General features: G+C 35.3%; 15 protein-coding genes. 6 read left to right on the forward strand and 9 right to left on the reverse strand.

Annotation, left to right across the window (positions count from 1 at the left end):
- Positions 1 to 2: 2 nt before the first annotated feature.
- Positions 3 to 557, reverse strand: coding sequence for an STM3941 family protein (locus GV828_RS11560; RefSeq protein ID WP_166537663.1), 555 nt, complete (start codon positions 555 to 557; stop codon positions 3 to 5).
- A gap of 118 nt (positions 558 to 675) precedes the next feature.
- Here GV828_RS11560 and GV828_RS11565 point away from each other — a divergent pair, with 118 nt between their 5' ends.
- Together GV828_RS11565 and nhaA are read left to right on the forward strand one after the other, a co-directional pair.
- Positions 676 to 876 carry a hypothetical protein gene (locus tag GV828_RS11565; RefSeq protein WP_166537633.1) on the forward strand — a complete coding sequence of 67 codons (201 nt, stop codon included), beginning with the start codon at positions 676 to 678 and terminating at the stop codon, positions 874 to 876.
- A gap of 78 nt (positions 877 to 954) precedes the next feature.
- Positions 955 to 2,145, forward strand: a complete 1,191-nt coding sequence (nhaA, locus tag GV828_RS11570) for a Na+/H+ antiporter NhaA (protein ID WP_166537664.1) — start codon at positions 955 to 957, stop codon at positions 2,143 to 2,145.
- A gap of 59 nt (positions 2,146 to 2,204) precedes the next feature.
- Here the strand turns inward: nhaA and GV828_RS11575 are convergent, their stop codons facing one another.
- Positions 2,205 to 3,401 (reverse strand): LETM1-related biofilm-associated protein, encoded by a 1,197-nt coding sequence (locus GV828_RS11575; RefSeq protein ID WP_166537665.1) that lies wholly within the window; start codon positions 3,399 to 3,401, stop codon positions 2,205 to 2,207.
- Between the two features lie 132 nt (positions 3,402 to 3,533).
- On the opposite strand from GV828_RS11575, the gene GV828_RS11580 reads away from it, so the two are divergent.
- The 4 genes from GV828_RS11580 to GV828_RS11595 all read left to right on the forward strand — a co-directional run bounded on the left by GV828_RS11580 (position 3,534) and on the right by GV828_RS11595 (position 5,846).
- Positions 3,534 to 4,736, forward strand: a complete 1,203-nt coding sequence (locus GV828_RS11580; protein WP_166537666.1) for an NAD(P)/FAD-dependent oxidoreductase — start codon at positions 3,534 to 3,536, stop codon at positions 4,734 to 4,736.
- Between the two features lie 131 nt (positions 4,737 to 4,867).
- Complete coding sequence (locus GV828_RS11585) at positions 4,868 to 5,455, forward strand: DUF4142 domain-containing protein (protein ID WP_166537667.1); 588 nt, start codon at positions 4,868 to 4,870, stop codon at positions 5,453 to 5,455.
- Positions 5,456 to 5,470: 15 nt separating this feature from the next.
- Positions 5,471 to 5,629: a lmo0937 family membrane protein gene (locus GV828_RS11590; RefSeq protein WP_166537668.1), complete on the forward strand. Its 159-nt coding sequence runs from the start codon at positions 5,471 to 5,473 to the stop codon at positions 5,627 to 5,629.
- A 46-nt stretch (positions 5,630 to 5,675) separates the two neighbouring features.
- Positions 5,676 to 5,846, forward strand: a complete 171-nt coding sequence (locus GV828_RS11595) for a lmo0937 family membrane protein (RefSeq protein ID WP_166537669.1) — start codon at positions 5,676 to 5,678, stop codon at positions 5,844 to 5,846.
- Positions 5,847 to 5,933: 87 nt separating this feature from the next.
- Here the strand turns inward: GV828_RS11595 and GV828_RS11600 are convergent, their stop codons facing one another.
- The 7 genes from GV828_RS11600 to GV828_RS11630 all read right to left on the reverse strand — a co-directional run bounded on the left by GV828_RS11600 (position 5,934) and on the right by GV828_RS11630 (position 16,239).
- On the reverse strand, positions 5,934 to 7,724 hold the full coding sequence (locus tag GV828_RS11600) for an acyl-CoA dehydrogenase family protein (protein WP_166537670.1): 1,791 nt from the start codon (positions 7,722 to 7,724) through the stop codon (positions 5,934 to 5,936).
- 122 nt (positions 7,725 to 7,846) lie between these two features.
- Complete coding sequence (locus GV828_RS11605) at positions 7,847 to 9,028, reverse strand: acetyl-CoA C-acyltransferase (RefSeq protein ID WP_166537671.1); 1,182 nt, start codon at positions 9,026 to 9,028, stop codon at positions 7,847 to 7,849.
- A gap of 177 nt (positions 9,029 to 9,205) precedes the next feature.
- Positions 9,206 to 9,580, reverse strand: coding sequence for a four helix bundle protein (locus tag GV828_RS11610; protein WP_166537672.1), 375 nt, complete (start codon positions 9,578 to 9,580; stop codon positions 9,206 to 9,208).
- 53 nt (positions 9,581 to 9,633) lie between these two features.
- A complete protein-coding gene (locus tag GV828_RS11615) occupies positions 9,634 to 12,024 on the reverse strand; it encodes a 3-hydroxyacyl-CoA dehydrogenase/enoyl-CoA hydratase family protein (protein WP_166537673.1) in 2,391 nt (796 codons plus the stop codon).
- A 47-nt stretch (positions 12,025 to 12,071) separates the two neighbouring features.
- On the reverse strand, positions 12,072 to 12,503 hold the full coding sequence (locus GV828_RS11620) for a MarR family winged helix-turn-helix transcriptional regulator (protein WP_166537674.1): 432 nt from the start codon (positions 12,501 to 12,503) through the stop codon (positions 12,072 to 12,074).
- A gap of 177 nt (positions 12,504 to 12,680) precedes the next feature.
- Entirely contained in the window at positions 12,681 to 13,037 is a 357-nt protein-coding gene (locus GV828_RS11625; protein ID WP_166537675.1) for a nuclear transport factor 2 family protein, read from the reverse strand.
- A gap of 64 nt (positions 13,038 to 13,101) precedes the next feature.
- Positions 13,102 to 16,239 (reverse strand): type I restriction endonuclease subunit R, encoded by a 3,138-nt coding sequence (locus GV828_RS11630; protein WP_166537676.1) that lies wholly within the window; start codon positions 16,237 to 16,239, stop codon positions 13,102 to 13,104.
- Between the last annotated feature and the right edge of the window lie 10 nt (positions 16,240 to 16,249).

Raw genomic sequence — 16,249 nt, forward strand, 5'->3', positions numbered from 1 at the left:
TTTTAGTTGTTTTGAGTAATTTGGTTGTATTGTTTTAAATGGCTTTGCAGCAAATCCAGTAATTGTACGTGATTAGTTTTTAAATTATTAGCCGAAATTGATACCGCACTTCCAAATTTTTCATGGTTAACGGTCATTACTTTTTTGATGAAATTATTTTGTTGTGAAGCAATAAATTTTTCCGGATTATTTAATTGTATCGAAACAAATTTTTGGTTCATTACTGAAACTTCTTTTATCTCAACAATAATATCCCACGGAATAAATCCTGCGCTAACACCGCTTGAATTGTCAGTAATTCCTTGTGAATTAATAATAAGACCTTCCTTTGGCACTAATAATTTGCGAATAATTATTATGGCAGAAAATCCGAAAAAAATGATTCCAGCAATCCCAACAATTGAAATAAGAACTGGAGAATTTATAATGTGTAAAAAATAATCTTTCGCTGATAAAAAGTAAATAGATAATCCTACAAACCCTAAAGCCAATATTAAAGAAATCAGCATTTTACCTTTGCTTAATGGAATAGAAATGGTTTGATGGGTAGATATCATCTTTGGACTTTGATTTTTTACTGCCCAAAAATAAGCATTATATTAAGGTATAAAAAGAGAAACATTTGTTTTTTTTTTGAATGAATTTTATTGGTAGAAAAAATTTTAAGCCTTATCTTTGGCAGGTATTCAAAAAATTCCGGAAAACATGTTTGAATTTCAGCAGTATTTAGGCTTTTTACTTTTCCTTACCATTTTAACCATGGGCTTTTGGTTGATGATTTTTTTGGTAAGTTTCCTTCCTTATTGGGTTGGAGGTGCTTTAACAGAATTGTACAAAGAAAGAAAAGCTAAAAAGAAACTAGAAAAATCAGCTTAAATTATTTATGCTTGATTACAGGCTGTCTTTTTTTGAGACGGCCTTTTTTTTGTCAATTTTCATTAAAAAAAATATTAGATGACTAAGTTAATCAACTTAAAAATTTTTCCACATTTCTTTAAATCATCTTCAGCGGGTGGAATCTTACTTCTTTTTGCAGTTGCAATATCTTTGATAATTGCTAATACAAACTGGGCTGATGATTTTGCCGAAATCCTTAATATTCCATTAGGTTTTGAAACCGAAAGTTTAAAACTTCGTTACCCAATTCTACTTTGGATTAACGATGGATTAATGGCAATATTTTTCCTTTTGGTAGGATTAGAAATTAAGCGTGAGGTGGTTGAAGGTGAACTTTCAACACTTAAACAGGCTGCTTTACCTGTTTTAGCTGCTATTGGAGGAGTTGTAGTTCCAGCGGCAATTTACACAGTTTTCAACAACAATTCACCTGAAACAATTCACGGTTGGGGAATTCCTATGGCAACAGATATAGCATTTGCATTAGCCATTTTATCGCTTTTAGGAAAAAGTGTTCCCACGGGATTGAAAATTTTTCTGGCAGCTTTGGCTATCGTAGATGATTTAATTGCTATTTTGGTTATTGCTATTTTTTATTCAAAAGAGTTGCATTTAGATTATTTAGGATATGCTGCAGGTGTTTTTGCTTTTTTAATTATCCTCAATAGATTAGGGGTGAAAAACATTTTTTGCTACCTCGTTCCAGGTGTTGTAATGTGGTATTTAATTCATCACTCTGGTATTCATGCTACTATTGCTGGGGTTTTGACCGCTATTACTTTACCCACCAATGATGTTGATAAAGAATCACCATTAGAAATTTTAGAACACGCTTTAACCCAACCTGTAAATTTCATCATCATGCCTATTTTTGCCTTAGCCAATACCAATATCACTTTTGAAAGTGGTATGGTTGAAGGGTTGACTAGCAGCTTAGGTTTAGGAATTGTTTTAGGATTGTTTCTAGGTAAACCAATTGGAATTTTCTTGATGTCATTTTTGGCAGTTAAGGGAAGAGTTTGTGAATTACCTGTGAATACTAATTTTATTCATGTATTAGGTTTAGGTCTTTTAGGAGGAATAGGTTTTACCATGTCTATATTTATTGCGTTATTGTCTTTTGACGAAGTTTTTTTACAAACTGAAGCCAAATTTTCCATTTTAGTGGCATCAGTTTTGGCCGGACTTATCGGATTTATTTTGTTGAAAGTGTACAGTCGTAAAAAAGGATACCAGCAAGAAGTATAAGATAATATTTTCTTTAAATTAATTTTGGAAAAAATGTCAACGTTACGAAGTATTAATTGCTAATTGCTATTATTTTCATTAAACGCGGACGGTAAGAGTTGCGGAATAAATTTTACTAAAATTGGTAATAAAAGTGAACCTCCCGGAAGTAAAAAAATGGTCAATGACGGGACGGTTTTACATATTTCAAGTAGCTGTTTTTTGACTTTTTTCTTTTCTTTTGAATCTAAATTTTGATTTATTGATTTAGAAAGAAGCATCATCAACTCGGCGTTGTTGCTCAATTCTTTTTTCAGGCGGTGGCTGTTTCGGGTAATGAGTACTTTTACATTTTGCGTAGCGTGGTCATAAAAATGTTTAACTGGATTAGAATAATTAAAAAAAGGAATCTTCTTTTGATGTGCCTGAATAAAAAGGTTCGTTTGCGTAATGCTATTAGCTACGAATTCCGCCGGGATATTCATATTTTTAGCTAATTCAAATAAGAAACTTTTTTCGTTTTCTTCCATTTCATTGTCCGTCCACATTGCCAAGCCTGCTAAGTCCAGCAAATAGTATTTTTCGAGATTTTCTTTAAAATTATCTAATTCCAGTGAACTAATGTCTTTGGCTTCGGTCTTGGAAAATTTTGTGTAACGTACTGATGATTCGAACAATTTTATTATTAATTTGTCATAATCGGACTTTAAGGTTTTTACCTCAAGTGCTTTTGAAACAAGATTTACGAGAGTTTCTTCTAGCTTCCGTAAATAATTTTCGGGAATATTTCCTTGCCGTAAAAAATGATAAAATGCTAAAACATCAATAAAAAGTAGCGCATTAGTTAAAATATGCGAAAAATTTTTGCTGATGATGTTTTCGTTAGTCTGTACTCGGTTTGCAATAATCTTTTCCAAATTGTTACTCGGTGGATTTTCTGGTAGCATTTTGTCTAAAAAACTAAAGCCCTTTGGATGCATTTGTTCGTAAAAAGCAATCGATTTATTGATAAAATTGGCTGGGTCTGTCTCGTGAGTAACCAAACCAAAAATTCCGTACAAGGTATTGAGGAGTGCTACTTTAGAAAATTCTTCAGAAATCCAACCCTTACTATCAATATCCACAGGTGTGTCGAAATGCGTCACGTATCCATATATAAATCCTGTAGCGCGAACATTTTCGTAAAATTCACGCGGATAAATCACCACCGGAAGTTGCAAATGGTGCTGTTCTATAAAAAATTTATCGATCCAACCGGATGCTGAAGGATTTATCATAACCTGGAAAATACTTGTGCAAAGCTAAAATATTTTTAATTTAAATAAAATTAATAACAAGACACGACTTAAAGTTGTCCTAAAATTAATGAGCTTAATTATTATGTTTTTAACTTAGAGTAAAAAACAGCTATGAATTTAAAATCAGGAATGCCACTATGGTTAATTAAAGATGGTTTGCCACACACGTTTCCAAAACTCGACAAAAATATTGAAACGGATGTCTTAATTCTTGGAGCCGGGATTTCCGGTGCTTTAGTACGGTACTATTTGCTTAAAGCAGGAGTTGATTGTACCACAATTGACGCCCGAACAATAGGTTTAGGAAGTACCTCTGCCAGTACTTCATTACTGCAATACGAGATTGATACGCCACTTCATAAACTGATTGACATGGTTGGGAAAAAAAATGCAGAAAGAGCTTACCAACTTTGTGGCGAAGCCATTTTGACATTAAAAGAAATTGCAAAGGATCTTGAGATAAAAGATTTTTGCTTACGCAAAAGTTTATTCTTTGCCGCATACAAAAAGGACGTTTCAATGCTCGAAAAAGAATTTAAAGCGAGAAAGGAAGCCGGTTTTGATGTGGAATTTTTGACTGAAAAAGACATTGAGAAACAATTTAACATTAAAGCGCCTGCGGCAATATTATCATCGTTAGCGGCAGAGACGAACGCCTACGCATTTTCGCATAAATTGCTCCAATATAATGGTGAAAGTAAACACGCCAACATTTTTGATCGCAGTCCAGTAGTTGATATCAAAACGAAACATTCAGGGATTGATGCCAAAACAGAAAACGGATTTACCATCAAGGCAAAAAAAATCGTTTATGCTACGGGTTATGAAGTAGTTGATTTTATAGATAAAAAAGTTGTGGATCTCCTTTCAACTTATGCGGTGGTAAGTGAGCAGTTTAATGAAAGAAAATTTTGGAAAGATGACGTATTAATATGGAATACTGCTGATCCCTATCTATATTTAAGAACCACACCAGACAACCGAATATTGATTGGTGGAAGAGATGAAGATTTTCAAAATCCTAAAAAGCGAGACGCATTGCTGGAAAAAAAAGCTGAGGGATTAGTTAACGACTTTAAAAAATTATTTCCGGATATTCCATTTAAGAAGGAATTTTCATGGACGGGAACCTTTGGTGCTACCAAAGATGGATTACCGTATATTGGTAGTTACAAGCCATTGCCAAATAGTTATTTTGCATTAGGTTTTGGCGGAAATGGCATTACATTTAGTACTATTGCTGCCGAAATGATAAGGAATGAAATATTGGGAAAAAGCAACCCTGATGCACCACTTTTTTCTTTTGAACGATAGTTTTTTAATCCAAAAAAGGCTACTGTTAAAATTTTGTAACATAATGAACTAATTTTATAAGTGTTAAATTTTAACGTTAAAGTAATTTTATGGTAGAAAAAAAAGTTTTAACTAACCAACAAATTATTATTATGAAAAAACCACAAATTTTTGGAAAAGCTATTTTGAGTCTTGGCGTAATTGCGTTAAGTTTAGGAACAGTTTCCTGTAAAGATGAGAACAAAGCAGAAGATCCTAAAGAAGTAGCAGAGGAAGCAAACGAGGCAAAATTTGACGAGTCAGATAAATTAGAAGACAACGCCGAAATTGCTGTTGATGCAGCTGAATTTGATTTAATGCAAAGAGAATTAGCTAAAGTAGCACAAGTAAAAGCGATGTTACAAGCAGTGAAAGACTTGGCCAAAACTGTTGAAAATGAACATAACGAATCATTTAATGAACTTTCTACTTTGGCGCAAAGTAAACAAATTTCTATTCCAACTGCCTTAACGGATGACGGACAAAAAGAGTATGATCGTTTAAATAAAGTTGAAGCTAAAAACTTTGACAAAGAATATTTAGATAGAATTGCAAAAGACCACAAAGATGCGATAGACGATTATCGTAAAAACGCTGAGAAAACTACCGATGTAGAATTGAAAAACTGGTTGATGGGAAAAGTTACTACTTTGCAAGCTCATCATGATAAAGTTGTTGCACTACAAGAAACTATTAAATAACTTAAAAATTAACTCATGGGAAATTTATTATATACAATTGCAGTTATTCTAGTAATTATTTGGGCAATTAGTTTTCTTGGAGGTTTTGTAACAGGAAGTTTAATTCATATTCTTTTGGTAATTGCAATTATTGTTGTACTTTTAAGAATAATTCAAGGAAGGAAACCGCTTTAAAGTTAAATATTTGTAAATACAATACTAACCAATAAAATTTTACATTATGGGAAATTTGTTATATACTATCGCAGTAATTCTGGTAATTATCTGGGCATTGGGATTTTTCGGAATTTTAGGAGAAGGAATTGCAACTGGTGGATTAATCCATATTTTGCTAGTAATTGCAATAATTATTGTGCTATTGAGAGTAATATCTGGTAGAAAACCATTATGATATTATACTGATAATATTCAACCAAAAACAATAAAAACCGCTGATTTATCAGCGGTTTTTTACTTTCTAAATTATTTTATTATTAGCTTAATAACAATATTCGTTTTCAGCAATCAGCTTGGAAGCGATAGTTTCTCGCAAAGCAACTACGTTTGGAAGATTGGTGTATTTTGTAAAACGTTTCAATCCCATTAACATCATGCGTTGTTCATCGCCTTCGGAAAACGAAGCAATTCCTTCTTTTCCTTTGGCATTTACGATGTCAACAGCTTTATACAAATACAATTGAGCCATTGCGATTTGTTCTTTTACATTTTCCTGACCTTTTAATCTTGCCAACTTTTCAGTTCTCAGGATTGTAGATTCGGCCATGTAGATTTCGATTAAAATATCAGCCGCCGCCATTAATAATTGTTGATGAGCATCTAAATCTGGGCCGTATTTTTGAACGGCAGCACCTGCAACCATCAAGAAAGCTTTCTTCAATTTGGCTACCATTTCTTTTTCTTCGGCAAATAATTCTGAATAATCAGGAGTATTGAAATCGGGAATTCCCATCAATTCTTCCTGTACTTTCATCGCAGGACCTAATAAATCTACGTGACCTTTCATGGCTTTTTTTACCAACATTCCTACCGAAAGCATTCGGTTGATTTCATTGGTTCCTTCGTAAATTCTAGCAATTCTCGCATCTCTCCAAGCACTTTCCATCGGAGTATCTTCCGAAAACCCCATTCCTCCAAGAATTTGAATCCCTTCATCCGAACAATTTTGAATATCTTCTGAAATGGCTACTTTTAAAATAGAACATTCGATGGCAAATTCTTCAACACCTTTCAATTCTGCCTCTTGATGACTTTCGCCGTTTGCCACTCGTGCATCAATTCGTTCTTCGATGTTTTTTGCAGCACGATAAGAAGCACTTTCGCCAGCATAACAGGATGTTGCCATTTCGGCAATTTTAGCACGGATGGCTCCAAAATTTGAAATTGCAGTATTGAACTGGATTCTTTCATTGGCATATTTTATAGCTCCAGAAGTAACTCTTCGTTGTGCATCCAAACAAGCGGCACCTAACTTGATTCGTCCCACGTTCAAAGCATTCATGGCTATTTTAAAACCATTTCCTCTTTCCGAAAGCATATTTTCAACCGGAACTTTGGTTTCGTTAAAGAAAACCTGACGAGTAGAGGAGGCGCGAATTCCTAATTTATGTTCTTCCTCGTTCATCGAGATTCCGTTTGACGGATCGTTTTCTACGATGAAACCAGTGATGTTTTTATCGTCGCCAATCCTTGCAAACACAATGAAAAGGCTACAGAAACCTGCATTGGAAATCCACATTTTTTGTCCTGTGATGAGGTAATGTGTTCCATCTTCTGACAAAACTGCTTTTGTTTTTCCAGAATTAGCATCCGAACCCGCTCCAGGTTCTGTCAAGCAATAGGCTCCAAACCATTCACCAGACGCTAATTTTGGAACGTACTTTTTCTTTTGTTCTTCCGTTCCATATAAGGTGATTGGCATTGTTCCAATTCCAGTATGGGCTCCAAACGCTGTTGAAAACGAACCTGTTGCTCCTGAAATATAATCGCAAACCAGCATTGTAGAAACAAATCCCATTCCAAGTCCACCATATTCTTCTGGAACGGCAACCCCAAGAAGTCCGAGTTCACCTGCTTTTTTCATACACTCTTCGGTGAAAGCGTAATCTTTGTTTTCAAAACGGTTTTTGTTCGGCCAGATTTCTTTGTCCACAAATTCCTTGACCATTTGTTTCATCATCAATTGCTCTTCGGAAAAATCCTCCGGAGTAAAGATGTCATCGCTTTTTGTTTCCTTCACTAGGAATTGACCACCACGTGTTATTTCACTCATATCAGCCCCCTAACCCCCAAAGGGGAAATACCTACTAGGGGTAAGTAGGGTGTAAATTGTTAAACTTTATATTTTAAAACATTTTTATCCATATTGCAATTCCCCCTTTGGGGGTTAGGGGGCTAGAATACTTCATAAACCCCAGCAGCACCTTGACCCGTACCCACACACATCGTTACAATACCATATTTGTTTCCTCTGCGTTTCATTTCGTCAAATAATTGAACGGAAAGTTTTGCTCCTGTACAACCAAGTGGATGTCCAAGTGCGATTGCTCCACCATTTACATTTACAATTTCTGGGTTGATGCCTAATTCTCTGACAACTGCCAATGATTGTGATGCAAAAGCTTCATTCAATTCAATTAAGTCTATATCTTTTAAAGACAATCCGGCTTGTTGTAAGGCTTTTGGAATGGCTTTTACAGGACCTATTCCCATGATTCTTGGTTCAACTCCAGCTGCAGCATAGCTTACCATTCTGGCGATTGGTTCCAAGTTTAATTCTTTTACCATATCTTCTGACATTACCATTACGAAGGCAGCACCATCACTCATTTGAGAGGAACTACCAGCCGTAACGCTTCCATCGGCTGCGAAAACTGGTTTTAGTTTTGCCAATGCTTCTAAATTAGTATCGGCTCTTGGACCTTCGTCTTTAGAAACTACGTATGATTTTGTGGCTTTTTTTCCGTTTTCGTCGATATAAGTTTGCTCTACGGTAATGGGAACAATCTGCTTGTCAAATTTGCCTTCTGCTTGAGCTTTCAAAGCTTTTTGATGAGAATTGAAAGCAAATTGGTCTTGGTCTTCACGAGAAACTTTAAATTGTTTTGCAACTGCTTCTGCCGTCAATCCCATTCCCCAATAATAATCTTCGTGGCCTTCTTTTGCTACGGCATAATCTGGAGTAGGTTTGTAGCCTCCCATTGGAATAAAACTCATACTTTCGGCACCACCAGCAATAATACAATCTGCCATTCCTGATTGGATTTTGGCAGTTGCCATGGCGATAGTTTCCAATCCCGAAGCACAATAACGGTTGACGGTAACACCCGGAACATCATCAACCTTCAATCCCATTAACGAAATCAATCGTGCCACATTTAAACCTTGTTCGGCTTCGGGCATTGCATTTCCGACCATTACGTCGTCTATTCTTTTTTTGTCTAAATTTGGCAATTGTTCCATCATGTATTGAATGGTTTTTGCCGCCAACTCATCCGGACGCTTGAATCGGAAAAGTCCTTTTGGAGCTTTTCCAACCGCGGTTCTGTATGCTTTTACTATGTATGCTGTTTTCATAATTTATAAGTATTAAGATTGAGTATTAAGAATTAAGACTTTCAATCTATTCTTGTATTAAGATTTGAGTATTAAGAATTAAGACTTCAATCTATTCTTGTATTAAGATTTGAGTATTAAAAATTAAGACTTTCAATCTATTCTTGTATTAAGATTTGAGTATTAAAAATTAAGACTTCAATCTTTGTCTTTATTATTTGTTGTGTTTAGTGTTTTTTGAAAGGCGAAATTCATATTTGAAACTTCGACTAACTGATTAATGATTGGTTGTACTATTTCTTCACTTGCTAGTTTTAATCGTTTGGCTAAAATTAGTTGTGTAATCAATTCAAATGTAGAGCCATTAGCGATTCCTAAAAACTGGATGAATTCTTTATTATGATTTCTACCTGAACCCTCCGCTATGTTTGACGGAATTGAAACCGCACATTTCTTAATCTGATGAATCAAATTGAATTTTTCATCATTCGGCAAAAGCGAAGAAACTTGATAAACTTCAACTGCTATGTCCATTGCTTTTTGCCAAATCTTTAGTTTTTCGAAATTATGCATATCTAAATATGGTCTTCTGAATTGTCTTACTACTTAATACTCCAATCTTGATACTAATTCCTCAAAGGCTTCCCCTTCGTTAACATATACTGAATGCGTTCCAAAGTTTTTCTTTCTGTACAAAGTGACAAAAACGCTTCTCTTTCGATATCCAATAAATATTGTTCACTTACCAAAGTTGCTTCGGATAAATCACCACCAGCCATAACGTAAGCTAGCTTATTTGCTATCTTTTTATCGTGTTCAGAAATATAGCTTCCGGCTTGCATTTGGTCAGTTCCTACTAAGAACATTCCCAGGGCTTGCTTGCCCAAAACTTTTACGTCTTTTCTTCTGATAGGTTGTGTATATCCGGCTTCGGCTAAAGTTAAGGCTTGTTTTTTGGCTTCGGCAATCTGACGGTCTTTGTTGATGACTACGATGTCTTTTCCGTGTTGCAATATGCCCAAATCGAAAGCTTCATGTGCAGAAGTTGATACTTTTGCCATGGCAACTGTCAAGAAATATTCTTGTAAAACGTTTAATTCCACGTCGTTTTTACGAAATAAATCAGAAGCTCTCAACGCCATTTCTTTAGAACCACCACCACCTGGAATAACTCCAACGCCAAATTCTACCAAACCAATATAGGTTTCCGCTGCAGCAACAACCTTATCAGCATGCATACTCATTTCGCAACCGCCACCTAAAGTCATTCCGTGTGGAGCTACTACAACTGGAATTCCGGAATAGCGAACTCGCATCATTGTGTCTTGGAACAACTTGATTGCCATATTCAACTCGTCATATTCTTGTTCGACAGCCATCATAAAAATCATTCCGATATTGGCTCCAACAGAGAAATTTGCTGCTTGATTTCCAATGACCAAACCTGCATATTCTTTTTCAGCCAAGTCGATGGCTTTGTTGATTCCTTGTAAGACATCACCACCAATTGTATTCATTTTTGACTGAAATTCAAGGTTTAAGATGCCGTCACCTAAATCAGTAATTACAGCACCTGAATTGCTCCAAACCTTTTTGCTTTCGCGAATATTATTCAAAATAATAAAGGAATCCTGCCCTGGAATTTTCTTTTGGGATTTCGAAGCGATGTCATAATAATAAGTCGCTCCCTCCTTAATGGTGTAGAATGATTTGTTTCCAGAAGCCAACATTTCAGTCACCCAAGTTGCAGGTTCTACATTTTCGGCTTTCATTAATTCGATTCCTTTTTCAACCCCGATGGCATCCCAGATTTCAAATGGGCCATTTTCCCATCCGAAGCCAGCTTTCATCGCATCGTCAATCTTGTATAAATCGTCTGTGATTTCAGGAACTCTATTGGCTACATAAGCAAACATTCCTGCGAAATTTTTTCTGTAGAATTCTCCCGCTTTGTCTGTACCTTTTACTAAAACTTTAAAGCGATTGATTGGCTTGTCAATGGTTTTAGTTAATTCCAAAGTTGCGAAAGAAGCTTTTTTTGCACTTCTGTATTCTAATGTATCTAAATCTAAAGACAAGATGTCTTTATCGACTTTTTTGTAAAAACCTTGTCCCGTTTTGCTTCCCAGCCATTTGTTTTCCATCATTTTGCTGATGAAATCCGGGAGTTTGAAATAGTCATGAGCTTCATCATTCGGAACGCCTTCGTATAAACCGTTGGCAACGTGTACCAATGTATCCAAACCTACCACATCAACGGTTCTAAATGTAGCTGATTTTGGTCGACCAATAACAGGTCCAGTCAATTTATCTACTTCCTCAATCGTTAATCCCATTTCTTTTACCAAATGAAACATACTCATAATGCCGTAAATACCAATACGGTTACCGATAAACGCCGGAGTATCTTTGGCTACGACCGAAGTTTTTCCCAGGAATTTTTCGCCATATTCATTCAAGAAATCCAATACTTCTGTAGAAGTTTTAGGCCCTGGAATGATTTCGAAAAGCTTTAAATAGCGAGCCGGATTAAAGAAATGCGTTCCACAGAAATGTTGCTGGAACTCTTCGCTTCTGCCTTCGCTCATAAAATGAATGGGTATTCCTGAGGTGTTTGAAGTAACGAGGGTTCCTGGTTTTCTGTATTTTTCAATTTGTTCAAAGACTTGTTTTTTGATGTCGAGTCGTTCCACAACTACTTCTATAATCCAATCTACATTGGCTATTTTTGCCAAATCATCAGTAGTATTTCCAGTGGTGATTCGGTTGGCGAACTTTTGATGGTAAATAGGAGAGGGCTTTGATTTTAAAGCGTTTGCCAAATGGTCATTGACGATTCGGTTTCTAACAGCTTTGTTTTCTAATATCAATCCTTTTTTCTGTTCGGCTTCAGTGAGTTCACGAGGCACGATATCGAGAAGCAATACTTCTACACCGATATTGGCAAAATGACAGGCTATACCTGATCCCATGATTCCTGAACCAATTACCGCAACTTTTTTTATGAGTCGTTTCATTTATAGTATGTTAAGTTTTTAATTCTAAGTTGTAATTTTTATGAAGCCTAAAAAATTTTCTTCTCGGCAATCAGCTCGTTGATTTTCTCCGAAACCTCTATAAAATGCTGCAATTTTTCTTCGGAAATATGCGCTTTGATTGTTTCGTTAAACTTGATTACTGTATTTTTTGACAATTCTCTTTTCTCTTTTCCAAATTTCGTTAGGTGTATTAAAACACCTCGTCCGTCTTCCGGGTTTTTTTTTCGGATGATTAATCCTTTTTCTTCCATCGATTTTAAAGTTCGGGTAAGGCTTGTAGCTTCCATTCCCATTTTGGGACCTAAAGTGGTTGAGGGTGTTCCTTTGTCACGATCCAAGCTTAGCAAAGCAAATCCCGTTGACATGCTTGCGCCATATTTTGAGGCTTCCTCATTGTACATTCTTGAAACCGCTTGCCATGTGGCTCGTAAAATATAATCTATAGTTTTATCTTTCATAAAATGAATTCGTTACTTCAAATATATAAAAAAAATAGTATGCACGCATACTATTGTGAAATGTTTTTTTTGTTAAAATTTAAAAGAGTGGAGAAGTAGGGAAGTTAAGACTACAATCAATTTTATAATAGTCTTTCTTGCGAGGTATTAATTTAAAACTTATGGGACAATTGTTCATTATCTTTTTGACGGAATACAATAAGACGTTATTTTTTGAATTTTATTGTCATGGTTATATTCGTACAGGTCGCAGGCAGAAACAAATGCAACACGCTGATTGTTTTTTTTGAATTCGGCTGTTCCATTTATCACCACTTTATTTTGGTTAGCAATAATATTAAAAGTCTTAAAATCGGTTGTAACAGATTTAAAATAAGCTGCCACTTTTTCACAGTTTTGAAGAATAGCTTGCTTTCCTTTAAAGTGATTTTCTTCCACCACAATCCATTCAGCATTTTCGGCAATGAATTCGTAAGTTTTTTCAAATGCTCCCGTAGAGAATGCTTCGGCTATTTGTTCTTTTGTGTAGTTCATTTTGTGGTGTTGTTTTACAATTGGTTTTACAGTTTGCTAAAGTTTTAACTTTATCAAAACTCTATTACCTATTCTTCTTAAAATTCTCTGCTTGTTCCAGTACATTTTTATATACGTCTTCTTGTGTAATGGGTGGATAACCAAACTCGTGTAGCTTGATGATGATGTCCATTTTTAGTTGCGCTTTAATGTCGTCCCGATCACTCCAATCGGGATATTTAGCGTTGTTATCTACAATCTTTTTGATTTCTCGGGCAAGTTCCAGCATTTTGTCTTTCTCAAATTCAAAACCATATTGTTTGCAGATCATATCCAAAATATCATAAAAGGCTTTTTCTTCGTAATCAATCCCTAAATCTTGGAAAGAATCCATTTCTATTCGTAGTTTTATGATGAGATTCAGCATTTGCTCGGCGGTATCAAACTGGATGCCTTCATAATCTAAGATATCGCCTTCGCTGCGTTCGTTATATCGGTTAATGATGGATTGTAATCGTTCGGAAAAATCTTGTCCTTTTACTTTGTTTACTTTTTTAAAATCGTTGATTGCCTGCTTCAACAAGCGTTCTAATATTTTGATTTTTGTATTGGGTAATTCTAAATTAGCTATTTTCTCGATGAATTTATCATTGAACAAATCAATGGCATTGGCTTTATTGTCATCTAATTTAAAAATCTCTTCGACTCCTTCTGAAATAATGGCTTCTTCTACCAACTTAGCAACTTTAAGGTTCATCTGAGCTGTATCGGGTGCTTCGCCTTTTGTTAGTTTCACCACAATTGATTTTACGGCAAAATAAAAATGAATTTCATCTACTTCTTTTTCTGTAAACAATTCTGAACCGCTGACTAAATTGTAGGAAGATTTTAACTTTTTGGTTAGGTTCACAAAAAACTTTTCTGATTCTTCGGTTTGTAATACAAATTCCGAAGCGCTGTTTAAACAGTTTAAACGCTGAATAGGCGAGCCTTCGAAATAATCTTTTGTATCAAAGCGATGAAAAAATTTGCCTAATAAATCCAATTGGTCTCTAACCAATATTTCCGCCTGCGAAATATCTTCAAAATCATCATCGGCAGTTTGGCTATTAAACATACTTAGGGCATGATTCAGATTCTTTTTGATGCCGACATAATCAACTACCAAACCACGATCTTTTCCTTGGTATTTACGATTTACACGCGAAATAGTCTGTATTAAATTATGCGTTTGTAAAGGTTTGTCAATGTAAATCGTATCTAAAAAAGGAACATCAAAACCTGTTAACCACATATCCACCACAATGGCAATTTTAAAATTAGAGTTGATTTGCTTAAACTGTCGATCCAATTCTTTGCGATCTTCTTTACTACCTAATAAATCCCACAATTCCTTTTCATCATCTTTATTACGTGTCATAATCAACTTTACACGCTCTATAGGCTTGATTTCCTTTTGTTCTTTTTCGGTTAAACCTTCAGGAAGCATCATTTCACCCCACTGAGGTCGTAAAGCTAAAATCTCTTTAAATAATTTGTAAGCGATACCACGAGATGCACAAACAAACATTACTTTGCCGGCTACCGTTGCGTTTTCTTCCAAACGATTTTCATAATGTTCCACAAAATCTTTCGCAATAGCTTTTATACGGTCACCATCGCCTAAAACGACTTCCATTTTGGCAATGGCTTTTTGACTGGCTTCTACATGATATTCCGAAGCGCCTTCTGCCACCGCATTTTCATAATATTGTTCAATTTCCTGAACTTTATTGTAATCTAAATTCACTTTTGCAGCCCGACCTTCATACACCAAACGAACCGTAATTTCATCATTTACCGATTCAAACATCGTATATTGATCTACAACTTCACCAAATACTTCCAACGTTTTATCAATTGGTGTTCCGGTAAAACCTACATAGGTTGCATTGGGTAAAGAATCGTGCAGGTATTTGGCAAAACCATACGATTTCGTGACACCTTTCTCTTCGTCAATTTTTACTTTCAAATCTAAATTGACTTGCGAACGATGGGCTTCATCTGAAATACAAATGATATTGGTTCTATCGGATAAAATTTCGGCGTCTTCCGCAAACTTTTGTACCGTTGTTAAATACACGCCACCACTTTCAATCCCTCGCAATCGATCTCTTAAATCAGCTCTTGATTCAATATTGATGATGTTTTCATCGCCAATAAATTTTTTGGCATTTGTGAAATCCTTTGATAATTGGTCATCTAAATCGGTACGATCTGAAATAATGATAATCGTCGGACTTGCAAAATCGGTTGAACGCATTAATAACCTCGAAAGATATAACATGGTATAACTTTTGCCACAGCCTGTTGCGCCAAAATACGTTCCACCCTTACCATCACCTTCCGGTTTGCGGTGTTTTAAAATATTTTGATACAATTTATTCGATGCGTAATATTGCGGATAACGTGTCAGAATTTTAAGTTCGCTTTTTGAAGTATCCGGAAATAAAACAAAATGGTGAATAATATCCACCAATCGTCTTTGGTTCAACATTCCGTGAACAATCGAAGTTGTGGTGTCAATTCCTGTCAACGCTTTTTTCTCATCGCCTGTAATTTTATTCCAACCATAAAAGAATTCGTAAGGAGAAAATACCGTTCCTGCTTTATTGTTTACCCCATCACTAATCACACAAAACACATTGTATTTCATCAGTTCCGGAATAGCCCTGCGGTAACGAACTGTTAATTGTTTAAAAGCATCGTAAATGGTAACTTCCTCCTCAATAGCGGTTTTAAACTCAAACACCACTACTGGAATGCCATTGATGTACAAAATTAAATCGGGAATACGCAATTCCGAACCTTGAATTTCTAATTGATTGACAATTTTAAACGAGTTTTGTTTGATATTTTCTATATCGATATACCGAATATGTACATCTTTTTTTGACGGATTATTTCGTTTAAATACCAAGCCTTCAGCCAATAATTTACAAATGTATTTGTTAGATTCATATAAATTAGAAGCCGATTGAAAAGCAATTTCATTGATGATACTTTCCAGTTCAATCTCTTCTAAATCTGGATATCGAGTCAACAAAAAAGATCGTAAATCATCATTTATTAAGACTTCTTGATTGGAAGTTCTAACCAATTCTTTTCCGTTGATATACTGATAACCTTCTGTTTCCAAAAGGCTAATAAAAGCTTGTTCTAATTGGGATTCGGTGTATTTCATTTTTTTTAAT

This window comes from Flavobacterium ichthyis, assembly GCF_009915155.1.
GTDB lineage: Bacteria > Bacteroidota > Bacteroidia > Flavobacteriales > Flavobacteriaceae > Flavobacterium > Flavobacterium ichthyis.